Source organism: Cupriavidus sp. 05N40 (assembly GCF_056397305.1).
Genome location: NZ_JBFTND010000143.1, coordinates 1 through 18,517, shown reverse-complemented (window position 1 = coordinate 18,517; position 18,517 = coordinate 1). Strand labels below are relative to the sequence as shown.

The window sequence follows — 18,517 nt, the reverse complement described above, 5'->3', positions numbered from 1 at the left end:
CCATATCGGTGTGTAGATATTCACCGGCATGGTGCGTTTCCCGAGGCATTAAATGAAGCGTTTTGCAGTAGCAGGTATCCAGATGCCGGTGTCGGCATTCGAAGAGAACATCACACAGATGAATCGTTACCTGGCGCATGTCAGGCACCGCTTTCCGTGGGTCGACATGGTGATGTTCTCCGAGCTGGCGGCGTTTGGCCCGAGCCCGGCCAAGGCCGAGGAAATGCCGGGCGCGGCCGAGGCCCGCCTGTGCGAGATGGCCGCCAAGTACGGCTTGTGGCTGATCCCCGGATCCTTGTTCGAGCGTCGTGACGGTGCCATCTACAACACCTCGCCGGTGATCGACCCCGCAGGGAACGTGGTTGCCCGTTTCCGCAAGCTGTTTCCCTTCAGGCCCTATGAGCAAGGCATCGCCGCGGGCAGCGAGTTCGTGGTGTTCGACGTGCCGGACGCGGGGCGCTTCGGCATCTCGATCTGCTATGACATGTGGTTCCCGGAAACCACCCGGACGCTGGTTGCGATGGGCGCCGAAGTCATCCTGCACCCGACCATGACGGACACCATCGACCGCGACATCGAATTGGCGATCGTGCGGGCGTCGGCGGCAACCAACCAGGTCTATTTCTTCGATATCAACGGAGTCGGGGACGGTGGCGTGGGCCGCTCCATCGTGGTGGATCCCGCTGGCTATGTGCTGCATGAAGCCGGCCCGGGCACCGCGGAGATCATCCCCGTGGAGATCGATTTCGAAAAGGTCCGGCGCGAGCGCGAGCGCGGCTTGCGCGGGCTTGGCCAGCCGCTGAAGAGCTTCCGCGACCGGGTGGTGGAGTTCCCGGTCTACCAGCGCGACAGCGGCGCGGATGCCTATCTCCACACGCTTGGCAAGCTGGTGAAGCCGGGTGTCCTGGAAGACGCGCAGCCGGAAGTGACCGGGCCGGCTGGCGAGTAGCCGCCGGGGGCAAGGCCCCGGCAGGCCGTCACGTTATTCCCGCATGGCGGGAAAAAACAGAATTGGAATTTCCGAGGGAAAGCGTGATTGCTGGCCCAATGGATGGCGCTTGCCTTTCGGGTTGTTATTGACCCGCTTGATAAACAGGAATGGGTGAATATCAGGCCTGGAATAAAACGGTCGTTCGATTAAACGGATTTGCAGTTGCGGATCCGCGCATTGAGATTATCTAGTTAGCAGAGGAATAACATGGCACGCAGCACGGCACGAAAAGCAAAGACCGGGCAACACATTTCCCTAAACCGTTACCGTAGCGTTTGGGAAATGCGCGCGGATGGCTGGATGAATCTGACTGATGACCTGGGCCGCCTGGTCAATCTCGCGCGGGAGTGCAAGGAATTCATCGAGCGCCACGCCCGGGTAAAAGAGACGCTGGCCATGCTCGAGCCGATCGAGCGGTTCTGGGCATTCCCGGGGCACCGATTGTTCGAGGAGCTGAACGCGTGGTTCGAGGCTGGCGATCTGGGCCGGCTGAACATCGCCGTGCACCGTATCRACCGCATGCTGGCCAGCGATACCTACCGTCACAAGAAGCTGTCGCTGGATGCGGAGTCGGAGGAGCCGTCCGAGATCGAGACGGAAGAGGAGATGCAGGCGCAAATAGCACGGCCGTACTTTGAGGTCCTGATCGTCGACGACATGACGCGCGAGGATGAAGAGGCCCTGCGCCGGCGCGTTCAGCGCAAGCAGCGCGTGGATGATCCCTTCGTGTGGGACGTGGTGGTGGTGCCAAGCTTCGAGGATGCGCTAATAGCAACGCTCTTCAACTTCAACCTGCAGGCTTGCGTGATCCGGCATGGATTTCCGTTCAAGTCCGAGTATGAGCTGGACCTGCTGCGCAAGTTCCTGGAAGGGCTGGACGAGGGCATCGAGGAGCAGCCGGAGTCCGAGCGCGGCCCCTTGCTGGGCCAGAAGATTGCCGAGCTGCGGCCGGAACTGGACTTGTACCTGGTCACGGACGTGAAGGCCGAGGAGATCGCGTCGCGGCTGGGCGAGGTCTTCAACCGGATCTTTTTCCGGGAAGAGGACCACACCGAGCTGTACATGTCGATCATGAAAGGGGTGTCGGAGCGTTACAAGACGCCGTTTTTCACGGCGTTGAAGGAGTATTCGAAGCAGCCGACCGGGGTGTTCCACGCCTTGCCGCTGGCACGCGGAAAGTCGATCATGAACTCCCACTGGATTCAGGACATGGCGCAGTTCTATGGCCTGAATCTGTTCATGGCGGAGACCTCGGCTACGTCCGGCGGGCTCGACTCGCTGCTGGACCCGATCGGCCCCATCAAGGTCGCGCAGGAATATGCGGCGCGCGCATTCGGTGCGCGCCGCACCTTCTTCGCGACCAATGGCACTTCGACGGCCAACAAGATCGTGGTGCAGGCGCTGGTCAAGCCGGGCGATATCGTGATGGTGGACCGCAACTGCCACAAGTCCCACCACTATGGCATGGTGCTGGCGGGCGCCAAGGTGGCGTACCTCGACTCCTATCCGCTCAATGACTTCTCGATGTACGGCGCGGTCCCCATCGCCCAGATGAAGCGCACGCTGCTGCGGTTCAGGCAGGCGGGGACGCTGCACAAGGTCAAGATGGTGCTGCTGACCAACTGCACCTTCGATGGCGTGGTCTATGACGTGAAGCGCGTCATGGAGGAGTGCCTGGCCATCAAGCCGGACCTGATTTTCCTGTGGGACGAGGCCTGGTTTGCCTTCGCCCGCTTTCATCCCACCTACCGCCAGCGCACCGGCATGGATTCGGCGTCGCGCCTGCGCCGCGAGCTGGATAGCGAAGACTATCGCCGGCGCTACGATGCATTCACCGAATCGTTCGGCGGGGCGGACTGGGATGATGAGGAGAAGGTCGTCGCCACCCGCCTGATGCCGGATCCGGACCGCGCGCGGGTGCGGGTCTACGCGACCCAGTCCACCCACAAGACCCTGACCTCGCTGCGCCAGGGCTCCATGATTCATGTGTGGGATCAGGACTTCAAGGACAAGGCGGAAGAGGCGTTCCACGAGGCGTACATGACGCACACCTCGACCTCGCCGAACTACCAGATCCTGGCCTCGCTCGACGTCGGCCGCCGCCAGGTGGAGCTGGAAGGCTACGAGCTGGTGCAGCGCCAGATGGAACTGGCCATGACGCTGCGCGAGTGGATCCACACCCACCCCTTGCTCAAGAAGTACTTCCAGTTCCTCAACGTCTCCCGCGTGGTGCCGACCGCGTACCGGCCGTCCGGCATCGAGGCGTACTACAGCCCGGAATCCGGCTGGGCCAATATGGAAGCCGCGTGGCGCGTCGATGAATTCGCGCTGGATCCTACCCGGCTGACCCTGTCGATCGGCACCTCCGGCATCGACGGCGATACGTTCAAGAACAAGTACCTGATGGACAAGTACGGCATCCAGATCAACAAGACGTCGCGCAATACCGTCTTGTTCATGACCAACATCGGTACCACGCGTTCGTCGGTGGCCTACCTGATCGAGGTGCTGATCAAGATCGCCAGGGAACTGGAGGAGCGCACGGCGGACATGAGCGTGATCGAGCGCCGCCTGCACGAGCGGCGCGTGTCGTCGCTGACCAAGGAACTGCCGCCGCTGCCGGACTTCTCGCACTTCCACTTTGCATTCCGCAGCGTGTGCAACAGCGGGCAGATCGAGACGCCGGACGGCGATATCCGCAAGGCCTTCTTCATGTCCTATGACGAGGAGAACTGCGAGTACCTGAACATGGCCGAGGTGGCCAGGGCCATCTCCAAGGGCCGTGAGGTGGTATCGGCCTTGTTCGTGATTCCCTATCCCCCGGGCTTCCCCATCCTGGTGCCGGGGCAGGTGATCAGCTCCGAGATCCTCGAGTTCATGCAGGCGCTGGATGTGCGCGAGATCCACGGTTACCGCCCGGAGCTGGGATTCCGCGTGTTCAGCGACGGGGCGCTCCAGCAACTGGCCCTCCAGGCAGCCGGCGAGGCCGCGGCGGCGGTGGCGGCCGCGGCAAAGGCGTCGGTCTCGACCGTTGTGGAAGTCTCGACGGCAACGGTCGATGAAGTGGCGGCGGTGGCCATGGCGGAACGCCCGGCGGCAAAAAAGTAGCGAGGCGGGAGGCCGGGATTGGCGCCCGGCTTCTCGCAACAGAGCCCATGTCGACAAAGAAAAAATGCCGGTCCTGGCTGTCCAGGAGCCGCGGGAAACCCGCGTCCAGCCGGCCCCGAGTTCATCAGGAGAAAGCCACGATGCAAAAAGTCCGTAATGTCTCAGATCTGCGCGTGATGTTCCACAGGAACGAGAAGCCCATCTACTTCATCAGCGCCACCAACTTCAATCTCCTGGGCATCGATCAGTGGGTCAACCGATTCAAGTACATCAACTATATCGATTGCTTCGACGGCCGCCATCCCAATGTCTTCGTGCCGCAAGAACTGCCGCACGAGGAGTTCACCTCGATCGAAGACATCAATAACTACCTGCTGCAGCACAAGGATGTGGTCGAGCTGATCGAGCAGCGGGGGGGAAGGGCGGCGGCGACCTTCCTGATGTTCGACGAGAAGACCGAAGAGCTCGCCGACGAACTCGGGCTGGACGTGTGGTTCCCTCCGGCTGCGCTGCGCAGCCGCTGCGACAACAAGATGGAGACCGTGCGCATCGGCAACAAGGCGGGCGTGCACTCGGTGCCCAATGCCCTGGAGAAGGTGGACAGCTATGAGCACCTGATGCAGATCGCGGAACACTACGGTCTCGGCAGGGACCTGGTGGTGCAGAGCGCGTTCGGCGACTCCGGCCACACCACCTTCTTTATTTCCGGCGAGGACGATTTCAACAAGCACAAGGACGAGATCGTCAACGACCCCGAAGTGAAGATCATGAAGCGCATCAACTGCCGCGGCGCGACCCTGGAGGCATGCGCCACGCAGTCCGGCACGCTGGTCGGGCCGCTGCTGACCGAGGTGGTGGGCGCGCGCCAGCTGACCCCCTACAAGGGCGGCTGGTGCGGCAACGAGATCTTCCCTGGGGCGTTCTCCGAAGAAGTCAGGATGAAGGCACGCGACATGGCCTTCCGCTTTGGCAACCAGTTGCTGGAGGAGGGCTATCGCGGCTACTTCGACCTGGACTTCCTGATCGACGTCGATAGTGGCGAGGTGTATCTCGGCGAGCTGAATCCCCGCATCTGCGGCGCCAGCCCGATGACCAATCACGCGGCCTTCGCCTATGCGGACGCGCCGTTGTTCCTGTTCCACCTGCTGGAATTCTCTGGTGTGCCGTTCGACCTCAATGTGCGCGAACTCAATGAGCGCTGGGCCGAGAAGTCGTTCATCGACGGCTGGTCCCARCTGGTCATCAAGTACACCGAGGACAACGTGGACATCGTGACCCATGCACCGCCCTCGGGCATCTATCGCATGGCGTCCGACGGCTCCGTGTCCTACCACCGCTTCGACTCCAACCGGCGCGAGATCGAAAGCGAGCAGGAAGCCTTCTTCCTGCGCATCACCGGGCCGGGCGATTATCGCTACGAAGGCGCCGATCTTGGCATCCTGATCACGCGGGGCCGTTCGATGAACGACGAGTTCAAGCTCAACGAGCGCGCGCACCAATGGATCCGAGGCATCAAGCAGTACTACGTGGCCAAGCCCCTGGTTCCCGCGCTGGCGGAGATGGCGCCGCAGCCGGGCGCATTCAAGATCCTGTAGGCCGAAGGTCCAACCACGAGAGGGCAAGAATTCATGCGTTGTACATTCGAAGCGATCAGCGAGGACTTGCCCGGCCACCGATGGCAGAACATCTTCCGGCAATTCTGGCCTGGATACCGGCAATGGTATCTGCGCGACGGCGATCGCGCGCGGCCCGGCTTCCTGATGTGCCGCAAGGCCTTGCGCCACCATATGCCGGAGCTGGTCCCGACCTGGGAGCGGCTGGTCGAGCTGGCCGGGGGTGGCGACCTGGAAGCGCGCTTCCTGTCGATGTGGGGGCCGCCGCCCTACATTGCCGGTTGTTCCCAGGCGGTGTGGCTGCCGGTGGACGGGCAGCAGGCTGCCGGCGCCACGCCTGCGCTGTTGCGCAATTACGATTTCGCCCCGGCTTTGCTCGAGGGCGTGTGGCTGGCTTCCAGGTGGCATGGCCAGCGGGTGGTGGCGGTCAACGACTGCCTGTGGGGCGCGCTTGACGGCATCAACGAGAGCGGCCTGGCCGCGTCGCTGTCGTTCGGGGGCCGCAAGGCGGTAGGCAATGGATTCGGCATTCCACTGGTCCTGCGCTACGTGCTGGAGTTCGCGGAGAACGTCGACCAGGCGGTGGAAATGCTCGCGCGCATCCCGGTGCATATGAGCTACACGGTGAGCCTGCTTGACCGCCGCGCACAGTGGGCAACGGTGTTTGTCACGCCGGACCGGCCGCTGGAGGTGGTGCGCAAGCAGGCGGTGAGCAACCTGCAGCATGGCGTCGAGTGGCCGGCGCACGCCAATGCGACCCTGGCCGAAGCCAGGGAGCAGACGCTGGCGGTTGCCGTGCGGCAGGCCGAGGATGCCAAGGCTGTCCTGCGCGCGCTGCTACGCCCGCCACTGTTTCAGACTTCCTACGGGCGTGGCCACGGCACGTTGTACAGCGCTGTCTATCACCCCTATGACGGCTCCGTCGAGATGGTCTGGCCAGATGCCGTCTGGCGGCAGTCCTGCAGCCATTTCCTGCCTGGCGCCCGAATGATCGAGTTCGACGTGGAGAGCACGGCGCTGCCGCACGCGGTGGCGCCGGCGCGCCGGTGGATGCTCGACGATGTGGGTAGTTTTCAGTGAGTTTCCCAGTCTCATCGGTCATCGGGGAAGGCATGCATATAGATACCAGATAYCGCGCGGCCATTGGCCGAACGCTAACCATCTGATCCGCTGGAATACAAAGAGGACGCGGTCCGTTCCGGTCCGCGGCGACCCAATTCGCCTGAACATATCAGGGGTTGGCGGCTTCGGAAAACGTGGTGCTTTGGACTTTAGTGTGGGCACTGCATGCGGGTGCGAGTTGCCGGAAGCATAACGCTGCTGGTTTGCTCCCGCTCCCTCTCCCGCTCCCGCCATGCGGGAGAGGGAAGCTACGGCAGCGCCGGAATTTGCCCGGCGATGCATCGACCCACATGAAAGTCTGACGCACCGGAAAAGCAGGCTCGCAAGAATCCAAGGAGCAGTCATGAAAAAAAAGCGCCCGATTACCACCTACATCGTCATCGCGATGATCCTCGGCATCATCGTCGGCTATAGCTGTAACAAGGCCTTCCCGGATCCCGGTACGGCCAAGGAGATCGCCGGCTATATATCGATCTTCACCGACGTCTTCCTGCGGCTGATCAAGATGATCATCGCACCGCTCGTGTTCTCCACGCTGGTGGTTGGCATCGCGCACATGGGCGATGCGAGTACCGTTGGCCGCGTCGGCGTGAAGGCGCTCGGCTGGTTTATCGTGGCTTCGTTCATCTCGCTGTCGCTTGGCCTCGTTCTGGCCACCTTCCTGCAGCCTGGCCATAACATCGGCCTGCCATTGCCGGATGTGGGCGCGGCCACCAATCTGAAGACCAATGCCTTTACGCTCAAGGACTTCATCACGCACCTGGTGCCGAAGTCCGTGGCCGAGGCCATGGCCACCAATGAGATCCTGCAGATCGTGGTGTTCTCGATCTTCTTCGGTACCGCGCTGTCCACGCTGGGGGAGACCGGCAAGCGGCTGGCAGGCGTCATCGATGATCTCGCGCAGACGATGCTCAAGATCACCGGCGCCGTCATGTGGATGGCGCCCGTGGCGGTGTTTGCGGCCATTGCCTCCACCGTGACCACGCAGGGGCYGGGCATCCTCGTCACCTTCGCCAAGTTCATGGGTAGCTTCTATCTTGGCCTGGCGGTGCTGTGGGGCCTGCTGGTCCTGGCCGGCTTCTTCTTCCTCGGCAAGCGGGTATTCACGCTGATCCGGCTGATTCGCGAACCCTTCCTTCTCTCGTTCTCCACCGCCAGCTCGGAGGCCGCCTATCCGAAGATGCTTACCGCGCTGGACCGGTTCGGCGTCAGCCGCAGGATCTCCAGCTTTGTGCTGCCGATGGGGTACTCCTTCAACCTCGACGGCACCATGATGTACTGCACGTTCGCCGTGCTGTTCATCGCCCAGGCCTACGATATCCATCTGCCGATCGGGACCCAGATCACCATGTTGCTGCTGCTCATGCTGACCTCCAAGGGGATGGCCGGGGTGCCGCGCGCATCGCTGGTGGTGATTGCCGCCACGCTGAACCAGTTCGGCATTCCGGAAGCCGGTTTGCTGCTGATCATGGGGGTCGACCAGTTCCTGGACATGGGCCGTTCGGCGACCAATGCGGTAGGCAACTCGATTGCCGCCGCGGTGGTGGCGAAATGGGAGGGCCAGCTGGCGAGCGAGTCGGATCTGGACGGTGAGGGCGACAGCGCGGCATCCGACGCGCGCGCCCCGCTCGGCAAGCCGGGCGTGGTCCAGGCCTGACCAGCCTGCGCGGGGGCGCCTCGCAGGCGGCCTTGCGCGTGGTGTGCCGGGCATTGTGCGAACGATCACTGCAGGAGTGCAAATCAAATGCTTTCAAATGGAACACGGGTGGGCGGCGGGCGCGGCAGCCGCAGGTGCCGGCGAATCGCGACGTGGGCGGCGGTTGCGCTGTGCGCGGCACTGGCTGCCGGCGCGGCGTCGGCGCAACCGGCGGGGGAACTGGCCGGCACGCTGAAGAAGGCGAAGGAAAGCGGCACCCTGACCATCGGCTATCGCGAGTCGTCCTTGCCATTCTCGTACCTGGACAGGCTTGGCAAGCCGGTCGGCTATTCCATCGATATCTGCCGCGCGATCGTGGACGCGGCGGCGGTGGAGGTGGGCCGCGAGGTCAGCATTCAATGGGCGCCGGTCACCTCGGACAACCGCTTCGATGCGGTCACGTCCGGCAAGGTCGACCTGGAATGCGGCTCGACCACCAGGAACGTCGAGCGCCTGAAGCGCGTGTCGTTCTCACCGGTGATCTTCGTGGCCGGGACCAAGCTGATGGTGCCGAAGGGATCGCCGGTCAAGTCGTTCAGGGACCTGAAGGGGAAGACCGTAGTCGCGACCGGCGGCACCACGAATGTGGAGGCGCTCGAGCGGCTCTCGGCTCGCTTCGGCCTGCAGCTGAACGTCATCAAGGCGCGGGACCATGCCGATGCGTTCCAGGTTTTGCAGCACGGTGGCGCGGACGCCTATGCGGGCGACGATGTGCTGCTGTACGGTTTTCTGCGTAGCGGCGGCGCTGGCGGCAAGTTCCAGATTGTCGGCGATTTCCTCTCCTACGATCCCTACGGGATCTTGTTCCGCAAGGGTGATCCGCAGTTTGCCGCCATGGTGGACAAGGCCGTGCGCGAGATGGCCGTGTCCGGGGAACTGGACCGCACGTACAAGCAATGGTTCATGAACAAGCTGCCCACCGGCGAGCGGCTCGGCTTGCCCATGAGCGCGCAGCTCGATGAGCTGATACGGGCCATTCCGGACCAGTCGGAATAAGGGACCAGTCAGACCAAGGGACTAGCGGTCGGGTCGGCGTGGCTGCGCGCTTTGGCGCAGCCGGAAGGCGAATCATGAAACAGATCGAGCTGCTATGCCGGATGGCCGCGGGAGCGCGCCTGCGCGTCGCGTGCAATCCCTGGGGCGAGCCGCTCCAGGGCGCGTTTCTGGAGGCGCCGGAAATGCCTGCCGGCGCGCTGTATGTCCATCAGTGGCAGATCGGCCGGCTGCTTCGGTCAGGCTTGCTCTGCCGCCGCCGCGATTCGGCGGCGGCGTCTGCGGAATTCATCCTCAGCGCCTCCGGCCTGGCCGCGGGCGCCCGCAACGCTCAGCGATGGCTGGCGATGAACGCGCGCAGTTGCGGATAGATTTCCTCGCGCCAGCGTCGGCCGGAGAAAATGCCGTAGTGCCCGCAGCCCTGCGCTGTCACATGCTGCTTGCGCGCGCGGGGAATGCCCGAGCAAAGATCGTGCGCCGCCGCGGTCTGGCCCGCTCCCGTGATGTCGTCCAGTTCGCCCTCGATGGTCAGCAGCGCCGCGCCCGTGATGTCCTGCGGCCGTACCGGCTTGCCGCCGATCTCCCAGGTGCCGCTGGCCAGCCGGAATTCCTGGAACACATCGCGGATCGTATCCAGGTAATACTCGGCGGCCATGTCGAGCACGGCGTTGTACTCGTCGTAGAAGCGCACATGGGCCTCGGCGTCGTCCAGGTCGCCATCGACCAGGTTCTGGTAGTAGTCGTAGTGCGATGAGAGGTGGCGATCCGGGTTGGTCGCCACAAAGCCGGCGTGCTGCAGGAAGCCCGGGTAGACTTTGCGGCCGTGGCCCGGGTAGTTGGCCGGCACGGCATGGATCACGTTGTTCTCGAACCACTCGAAGGACTTGTCGGTGGCCAGCGCGTTCACGGCAGTGGGGCTGCGGCGCGCATCGATCGGGCCGCCCATCATGGTCATGGTCCGCGGCGTGGCCTCGCCGGCGGAAGCCAGCAGGGAGATGGCGGCAAGCACAGGCACGGCCGGCTGGCACACGGAGATGACATGCAGGTTTTCCGCGCCGATCTGGCGGATGAAGTCCTGGATGTAGTGTACGTAGTCGGTCAGGTGGAACGGGCCGTCCTCCGCGGGCACCATGCGGGCATCGATCCAGTCGGTCACGTAGACCTTGTGGTGCTGCAGCAGCGTTCGCACCGTATCGCGCAGCAGGGTTGCGTGGTGGCCGGACAGCGGGGCGCACACCAGCACCACCGGCTCGTCCTTCAGCAACTGGATGACCTGCGGATCGTCGGCATAGCGCTTGAAGCGCAGCAGCTTGCAGAAGGGCTTCTCCACAATGGTCTGTTCCACGATGGGAATGTCCCGGCCGTGGCACCGCACCGACTTGATGTCGAAGGGCGGCTTCTTGTAGTCCTTGCCCAGGCGGTAGAGCAGTTCGTAGCCGGCGGCCATCCGGTTGGCGCCCGGCATCATGGACAACGGGCTGAGCGGATTGGTGAAAGTGCGCGACGTTGCCTGCGCCAGCGCGGTGAGCGGCAACAGCATGGCGCTCTTGAGTTCGTGGAATTGGTAAAGCATGGGGAATGCCTGTAAGTCTGGAAAATGGGGGCGTCCCCCGCGCTACCGGGGGGATTGAGGTTCAAGCGTGGATCACTCCTCGGCCTGCACCTTGTCATAGGCGATCTGCAGGCGGCGCAGCTTGGAGTACAGCGTTTGCTTGGGGATGGAGAGCGCCCTAGCGGTAGCCGCCACATCGCAGTTGTTGCGCTTGAGCTCCTCCATCACAACGACCCGTTCAAACTGCTCAAGCTGTTCGGGCAGGCTGTTGCCGTGGCCGGCGTGGCTGCGGTGCAGCTCGAAATCATCGGACAGCAGCCCGAGCACGAAACGGTCGGCCACATTGCGCAGTTCCCGCACATTGCCCGGCCAGGAATGGGACAGCAGCAGCTCGAACTGCGCGTTCCCGAGCAGCGGCGCCGGCCGGTTGAAGCGGGTGGCGGCCTGCAGGATGAGATGCTCGAACAGCAGCGGGATATCTTCGCGGCGCTCGCGCAGTGGCGGCAGGTCGATAAAGGCCACGCCAATGCGGTAGTACAGGTCGGCACGGAACTTCCTTTGCTCGCTGAGCAGTTTCAGGTCTTCCTTGCTGGCGGCAATGACCCGGCAATCCACCGCGATGGATTCGTTCGATCCCACCCGTTCGATGGAGCGCTCCTGCAGCGCGCGCAGGAACTTGACTTGCACCGACATCGGCATGCTCTCGATTTCGTCGAGGAACAGGGTGCCGCCCTGCGCATGCTCGAACTTGCCGCAGCGCCGCCGCGTGGCGCCGGTGAAAGAGCCCACCTCATGCCCGAACAGCTCGCTCTCGGCCAGGGCTTCGGGCAGGCCGCCGCAGTTCAGCGGCACAAAGTTGCCGCTGCGGCGCGCGCTGTGGTCGTGCAGGCAGCGCGCCACCAGGTCCTTGCCCGTGCCCGTCTCGCCATAGATCACCACGTCCGCCGGCGCATCGGCCAGCGCGCGCACGGCGCGGCGCACCCGTTCCATCTGCGCGGAGCGGCCGATCAGGCAGGCCTGGATCCCGTGCCAGCTTTCCAGTTGCTCGCGCAGGCCCAGCACTTCCAGGCTGAGCTTGCGCCGGTCGRCGGCACGCCTGACCACGGAGACCAGCCGCTCGGAGGAACACGGCTTTTCGATGAAGTCGTACGCGCCCTCGCGCATGGCCTGCACCGCCATGGTGATGTCGCCGTGGCCGGTCATCAGGATCACGGGCAGGTCGGGGTCGATGTGCCGGATCTCGTTGAGCCAGGCCACGCCGTTCATGCCCGGCAGCTTGACATCGCAGACCACCACCACCGGCTCGCCGATACCGATGCTGCTGCGCGCCTGCTCCACCGAGGCAAAGCCGTCCACGGCGAAGCCCGCCAGTTCGAGGGCCTGCGAGCTGCCCACCAGCACATCCTCCTCGTCCTCGACAAAAACCACGCGGATGGGATGGGTGTCAGTCATTGGATTCTCTCTCATGCGACGGCGCCAGCGGCAGCTCGACCACGAACTCGGCACCGGCGGGCGCCAGGTTGCGGGCGTACAGGCGGCCGCCGAACTCGCGCACGATATGCGCCGAGATCATCAGGCCAAGGCCCAGGCCCTTGCCCGCCGGCTTGGTTGTAATGAATGGGTCGAACAGGCGGGGCAGCACGTCGGGATGGATGCCGGGGCCTGTGTCGCGGATGGTGACGATGCAGAGGTGCTCTTGCCGGGCCGCGTGGATCTCCAGCTCCCGCACCGGCGCGCCCGACAAGGCATCGGCGGCATTGCCCAGCAGGTTGACCATCACCTGCTCGATGCGGATCTCGTCGGCCAGGACGCTGATGTCGGCGGGGTCGATCGCCACGCTGACCGTGATATCGCGCTCGCGCATCCGGGTGCTGACGAGCAGCAGTGCGTCCTGCACCGCCTGGCGTACCAGCACCGGCTGCACCGCGTCCTGGGACTTGAAGGCAAAGACCTTGAGCTGCTGCGTCAGGCGGCCAAGGCGGTCGATCAGCTTGGCGATGCGCTGGAGATTGCCCGCCACATCCTTGAGCCGGCCCTTTTCCAGCAGCACCTCGGCGTTGTCCGACAGCGTGCGCATGGCCGCCAGCGGCTGGTTGAGCTCGTGCACCACGCCGGCGGACATCTGCCCGAGCGCGGCCAGCTTGCCGGCATGGACCAGGTCGTTCTGCAGCGCGCGCAGCTCGGCCGTGCGCTCCAGCACCTTGGCCTCCAGGCCATCGTGCGCGGCGCGCAGCGCGCGTTGCGCCGCGGCTTGTTGTTGCCCGGCGCGCAGGCGCAGTGCAATCACCAGCGCCAGCAGCAGTATCACCATGCAGGCCAGCAGGGCGCCGATGGCGGCGTTGCGGGCCAGGTTGCGCGCCGGCAGTTCGTCATCGAGCAGCATGATGCGCCAGAGGCCGTGGTTGACCGTGCGCTCCGAGGCCAGGTAATCCATGCCATCGAGGCGCACGCGCGTGGTGTGGGCGTCCAGCCTGGCGCGTACCTGCCAGTCCAGCGGCATCAGGTCGGACTTGCCGTAGGTGCGCGCCAGGCCGGCCTCGGCCAGCATCGCTTGCGTCAGCGGCGCCAGCGGGCGCAGCCGCCACGGCGCGAGCGACGCCAGGATGACCACATCGCGGGCGTCGACCACCAGCACCTTGCCCGGGATCTGGACCCAGTTGCGTTCCACCGCGTCGAGGTTGACCTTGACGGTAGCCACGCCGCGCTGCGCGCCGCCTTGCTGTAGCGCGTAGGCGAGGTAATAGCCGGGCCGCCCGGAGGTAAACCCTACGCCGTAGAAGCGGCCCCGGCCGTGCTCGAGCGCATCGCGCATATACGGCCGGAACGAGAGATCGGCGCCCACCGGGGTGCCCGGCTGGTCCCAGTCGGCCGCTGCCAGGGTCAGGCCGGAGCGCTGGGTGACGTACAGGTTGTCGGCGCCGGCGGTTGCGGTGATGCCGTGCAGGTAACGGCTGACCTGCTGCTTGAGCGCCACGTCATCGGGCCGGCTGAGCAACGCGAAGACATCCGTGGTGGATTCGAGCAACGATGGCAGGTAGTCGAACCGGGACAACTCGCCGTCAAGCCGCGCGGACACGACATCGAGGCGATGCTGGGCGGCAACCCGCAGCTGATCGAGCCCGGCGCGCAACGCCATGGCATAGGCCAGCCACGTGGCCAGCGCGATCGCTACCAATGCCATACCGCACCAGATTCCCATGCGCATACGGCCGAGATTCATGTCGCGAGCCCTTTCTCCGCGGTCCTCGGCGAGGCAGGACTTGTCGTGCGGATACCAGTGATGGAAGCGAGACCTGTGCTCGTCCAGGCACAGGTCGAGTGAATGCAGTGTACTCCCGGAGCACGGCTGCGCGAAACCCGCGCAGCCGTCGGCGGGGATGTGCGTCGTGTCGCGCCGCAGCATGTTCCGGGGCCAGCTAGGCATAGCGGAGCTCGCCGGTCTTGCCACGGAATACCCGGTACGAGAACACCGTATAGCCGGCGATGGCCGGCACCGAGATGCACACGCCCACCAGGATCACCTTCAAGGCCTCCGGGCTGCTGGCGGCCTGCCAGATGGTCAGGCGGTGGATCACGACAAACGGAAAGATGCTGTAGGCCAGCCCGAGGAAGCTGAGCACAAAGACTCCGATCAGCAGCACGAAGGGCAGCCAGCTCACCGGCCCGCGCACCACGCGGGTGTTCAGCAGCATGCGCAGGGCCACGAGCGCGAGGCCGGTCACCAGCGGGATGGAGGCGAGGGCGACGATCTGCGGCAGCACGAACCAGCGCTCGCGCACCACCGGGCTGATCCAGGGCGTGGCAATCGAGATCAATGCCAGCCCGCATACCATCGGTGCCCACGCGATCCTGGCCCAGTGCACCGCGCGCTGCTGGAGTTCGCCCTCGGTCTTCATGATGAGCCAGCACGCGCCGAGCAGCACATAAGCCATTGGCAACGCCACGGCGATGGCCGCAGCGAACAGGGGATAGTTCCAACCGGTACCGAAGCCACTGATGTAACGTCCCAGCATCCAACCTTGCGAGACCGACGCGATCGTCGAGCCGGCGAAGAAGAGGCGATCCCATATCGGCTTGTGCGCGCTCTTCACCTTCACCCGGAAGTCGAACGCCACGCCGCGCAGGATCAGTCCCACCAGCATCAGCGTGACAGGCAGGTAGAGCTCGGTCAATATCAATCCGTGCGCCCTAGGGAAAGCCACGAGGAGGATGCCGATGCCGAGCACCAGCCAGGTTTCGTTGGCATCCCAGAACGGGCCGATCGATGCCACCATGACGTCTTTCTCGGCCGGGGTGGCCCGGTGCATCAGCATGCCGACGCCCAGGTCATAGCCGTCGCTGATCACGTAGACCAGCATGGCCACGCCCATCAGCGCCATGAAGATCACGGGCAGGGCATCGTCAAAACGCATCCAGGTCATGGCTGGCTCCCGATTGGCAAGGCGTGCGTGGCGACGGCGCCGGGCGCAGTGGTGATTTGTCCGGCGGGCTCGTCCCCGGGCGGCGCCTCCGGCTTCTCCGCCAGGTACTTCAACACGCTGACATAGGCGACGATCAGCGCGAGGTACACCGTGACGAACAGCGCCAGCGTGAGCGCGATATGGGGCGCCGGCACGCTGGAGGCCACATCGGCGGTGCGCAGCAGGCCGTAGACGATAAAGGGCTGGCGCCCGATCTCGGTGACGTACCAGCCGGCCACCGTGGCGATCCAGCCGGAGAAGGTCATGCCCGCGAGTCCCCACAGGAGCGCGCGCGGCAGCCGCTGCGGCTGCCAGCCGGCGCGGCGGTACCACCACCAGCCCAGCCAGCTGGCCGCCAGCATCAGCACGCCCATGCCCACCATCACGCGAAAGGCGAAAAACAGCGGCAGGACCGGCGGATGCGCATCGCCGAACGTGTTCAGCCCGCGGATCTCGCCATCGGAGCGGTGGGTCAGGATCAGGCTGGCGAGATGGGGGATGCCGATGGCCGCGCGATTGGTGCGAGCGCCTGCGTCGGGAATGGCGAAGAGCAGCAAGGGCGCGCCGCGCTCCGTCTCCCATACGCCCTCCATGGCGGCAATCTTCTGCGGCTGGTGCTCGAGCGTGTTCAGGCCGTGCATGTCGCCGACCACGATCTGCAGCGGGATCGCGGCCGCGGCAAGGGTCAGCCCGACCCGCAGCACCTTGGGCGCGGACAGCTGCGCCGTGCCTTTGAGCAGCTGCCACGCGCTCAGCCCGGCGAGCAGGAAGGCGCAGGTCAGCGCCGAGGCCAGCAGCATATGGCAGAAGCGGTAGGGGAAGGAGGGGTTGAAGACCACGGCCACCCAGCTCTGCACGTGGAACTCACCATTGATGATCTCGTAGCCCTGTGGCGTCTGCATCCAGGAGTTCAGCGCCAGGATCCAGAAGGCGCTGAGCGTGGTGCCGAAGGCGACGAAGAAGGTCGACATCAGGTGCACCCGTTCGCTTACCTTGCCGTGGCCGAACAGCATCACGCCGAGAAAGCCGGCTTCGAGAAAGAATGCGGTCAGGACCTCATAGGCGAGCAGGGGCCCGGCAATATTGCCGACCGTTTCCATGAAGCCCGGCCAGTTGGTGCCGAACTGGAAGCTCATGGTGATGCCGCTGACCACGCCAAGCGCGAACGTCAGCGCGAACACCTTGGTCCAGAACCGGTAGGCATTCAGCCATGCATGGCGGACCTGTGGCGAGTCGGCCGCCAGGTAGCGCCAGCGAAAGAACAGCAGCAACCATCCCAGGCCGATGCTGATGGTCGGGAACAGGATATGGAAAGTGATGTTGGCAGCGAACTGCATGCGCGCCAGCAGGATGGGATCCATCTATCCGGGCCTCCGCCGTGGGTTATGGATGGGCGCCGCGGGGGCGGCTGGTATGCGCCCCTCTCCCGCTTGCGGGAGAGGGGCGTGCGGCAACGCAGATTGCCGGGCCGCGGTGTGGCTTGAACGAGATCAGCGCTTGCCTTCGCCGCTCAAGCCATTCGACATGCCGATCAGCACGCCGCTGACCAGCGTGGCGTAGTGCTCGAGCCAGGCCTCGGTGCTGTTTTGCGCAAAGGCCCGTCCCTCGCGCGTGAACTCGCGCGCCTGGGTGGCCAGCTGCTCGACCACCGCCGTCGCGCTGGCCCCGGTGGCCGTGCCCTTGAGCTTCATGCCGTCCAGCACCGTCGACCACGGCCCCTGCACGGCCTGCGGCAACTCGCCGATGGATTTGGCCACCGTACTGAACAGCGCGTCCTCCATCTTCTCGATGTCGGCCACGGCCTTCTTGAGGTGCGTTTCACGCAATTGCGCGCCCTGGTCGACGATCTGCTGCAACGCCCGGCGATTTGCCTCCACCGCCTGCACCAGCGCGGCGTCCATGCCCTGCGCCACCTGCGACAGCATCGGCTCGAGCCCTGCTCCCGCGAGCCCGCTGCTGGCCGCCCCGGAGGAGGCCGCCTGGGTGACCATCTTCAGCGTGTCCTTGATGCTCTTGAGCGTCAGTTCCCGGCTTTGCAATGCCTTGAGCGTCGCTTGCTGGACCGCTTGCTGCAGGGATTCGCCTTGCTTCTCCGACGCTTGCGTGAACTGCTGAATCAGCGCGTCGCGATCGATGCCCATGGATTTCATGTGGTCTCCGGTTGCTGCCTTGCGTAGTTGTTCTGTTGCCATGCGGTGGCCATGCGGTGGCCATGCGGCGGCCGTGCGCCGGCCGCCACTGCCAGACGTCACTGCATATGCTGGCCGCCGTTGATGGCGATGTTGGCGCCGGTCACGAAGGCGGCTTCCTCGGAGGCCAGGTAGATGATCAGGCCCGCCACTTCTTCCGGCTTGCCCAGCCGGCCTACCGGGATCTGCGGCAGAATCTTGGTGTTCAGGATCTCCTCGGGAATGGCGGTGACCATCTTGGTGCCGATGTAGCCGGGCGAGATGGTGTTTACCGTGACGCCTTTCCTGGCGACTTCCAGCGCCAGCGCCTTGGTGAAGCCGTGCACGCCAGCCTTGGCTGCCGAGTAGTTGGTCTGGCCGAACGCGCCCTTCGAGCCGTTGACCGACGAGACATTGACGATGCGGCCCCAGCCGCGCTCCACCATGCCGTCGGCGACCTGCTTGGTCATGTTGAACAGGCTGTCCAGGTTGGTGCGCAGCACCGTGTCCCAGTTCACCTTGTCCATCTTCTTGAAGGTCATGTCGCGCGTGATGCCGGCGTTGTTGACCAGCACGTCGACCGGGCCGGCGACTTCCATCACGGCCGCCACCGCCTTCGCGCACGAATCGAGGTCCGCCACGTCGCAGGGCACGGCGAGGATGTCGTAGCCGCGCGCCTTCATCTGCTGGACCCATTCGCCATGGGTGGTGTTGCCCGGCGAATAGGTGACCGCCACCCGGTAGCCGGCATCGGCCATCTTGGTGGAAATGGTTTCACCCAGGCCGCCCATGCCGCCCGTGACCAGTACTACGC

General features: G+C 64.7%; 14 protein-coding genes. 7 read left to right on the top strand and 7 right to left on the bottom strand.

Features of this window, described 5'->3' with window-relative positions:
- The first annotated feature begins 52 nt into the window (after positions 1 to 52).
- The 7 genes from AC1DO7_RS27770 (at position 53) to AC1DO7_RS27740 (ending at position 9,894) form a co-directional block, all read left to right on the top strand.
- A complete protein-coding gene (locus AC1DO7_RS27770; RefSeq protein WP_441615699.1) occupies positions 53 to 949 on the top strand; it encodes a carbon-nitrogen hydrolase family protein in 897 nt (298 codons plus the stop codon).
- 342 nt (positions 950 to 1,291) lie between these two features.
- Positions 1,292 to 4,099, top strand: coding sequence for an aminotransferase class I/II-fold pyridoxal phosphate-dependent enzyme (locus AC1DO7_RS27765; protein WP_477116794.1), 2,808 nt, complete (start codon positions 1,292 to 1,294; stop codon positions 4,097 to 4,099).
- Positions 4,100 to 4,146: 47 nt separating this feature from the next.
- A complete protein-coding gene (locus AC1DO7_RS27760) occupies positions 4,147 to 5,694 on the top strand; it encodes a biotin carboxylase (protein WP_441615703.1) in 1,548 nt (515 codons plus the stop codon).
- Between the two features lie 33 nt (positions 5,695 to 5,727).
- Positions 5,728 to 6,792, top strand: coding sequence for a C45 family autoproteolytic acyltransferase/hydolase (locus AC1DO7_RS27755; protein ID WP_441615704.1), 1,065 nt, complete (start codon positions 5,728 to 5,730; stop codon positions 6,790 to 6,792).
- Positions 6,793 to 7,177: 385 nt separating this feature from the next.
- Positions 7,178 to 8,491 carry a dicarboxylate/amino acid:cation symporter gene (locus AC1DO7_RS27750; protein ID WP_477116793.1) on the top strand — a complete coding sequence of 438 codons (1,314 nt, stop codon included), beginning with the start codon at positions 7,178 to 7,180 and terminating at the stop codon, positions 8,489 to 8,491.
- Positions 8,492 to 8,578: 87 nt separating this feature from the next.
- Entirely contained in the window at positions 8,579 to 9,526 is a 948-nt protein-coding gene (locus AC1DO7_RS27745; RefSeq protein WP_441615708.1) for an amino acid ABC transporter substrate-binding protein, read from the top strand.
- 74 nt (positions 9,527 to 9,600) lie between these two features.
- Positions 9,601 to 9,894 carry a hypothetical protein gene (locus AC1DO7_RS27740; RefSeq protein ID WP_441615710.1) on the top strand — a complete coding sequence of 98 codons (294 nt, stop codon included), beginning with the start codon at positions 9,601 to 9,603 and terminating at the stop codon, positions 9,892 to 9,894.
- On the opposite strand, the gene AC1DO7_RS27735 is transcribed toward AC1DO7_RS27740, so the two are convergent.
- From AC1DO7_RS27735 to phbB, 7 genes are all read right to left on the bottom strand, one after another.
- Entirely contained in the window at positions 9,855 to 11,096 is a 1,242-nt protein-coding gene (locus AC1DO7_RS27735) for a polyhydroxyalkanoate depolymerase (RefSeq protein WP_441615712.1), read from the bottom strand. The genes AC1DO7_RS27740 and AC1DO7_RS27735 overlap by 40 nt on opposite strands.
- Positions 11,097 to 11,168: 72 nt before the next feature.
- Positions 11,169 to 12,527, bottom strand: a complete 1,359-nt coding sequence (locus tag AC1DO7_RS27730; RefSeq protein WP_477116792.1) for a sigma-54-dependent transcriptional regulator — start codon at positions 12,525 to 12,527, stop codon at positions 11,169 to 11,171.
- Positions 12,520 to 14,295 (bottom strand): sensor histidine kinase, encoded by a 1,776-nt coding sequence (locus AC1DO7_RS27725; RefSeq protein ID WP_441615715.1) that lies wholly within the window; start codon positions 14,293 to 14,295, stop codon positions 12,520 to 12,522. The genes AC1DO7_RS27730 and AC1DO7_RS27725 overlap by 8 nt, the downstream gene beginning before the upstream one ends.
- 196 nt (positions 14,296 to 14,491) lie before the next feature.
- Complete coding sequence (locus AC1DO7_RS27720; RefSeq protein WP_441615748.1) at positions 14,492 to 15,487, bottom strand: cytochrome d ubiquinol oxidase subunit II; 996 nt, start codon at positions 15,485 to 15,487, stop codon at positions 14,492 to 14,494.
- Between the two features lie 5 nt (positions 15,488 to 15,492).
- The gene (locus AC1DO7_RS27715) at positions 15,493 to 16,896 is read right to left on the bottom strand and encodes a cytochrome ubiquinol oxidase subunit I (protein WP_441615717.1); all 1,404 of its coding nucleotides are present in this window, start codon (positions 16,894 to 16,896) and stop codon (positions 15,493 to 15,495) included.
- 129 nt (positions 16,897 to 17,025) lie between these two features.
- A complete protein-coding gene (locus tag AC1DO7_RS27710; RefSeq protein WP_441615718.1) occupies positions 17,026 to 17,685 on the bottom strand; it encodes a DUF6781 family protein in 660 nt (219 codons plus the stop codon).
- Positions 17,686 to 17,783: 98 nt separating this feature from the next.
- Positions 17,784 to 18,517: acetoacetyl-CoA reductase (gene phbB, locus AC1DO7_RS27705; protein WP_477116791.1), on the bottom strand; the 734-nt coding region annotated here is incomplete at its 5' end.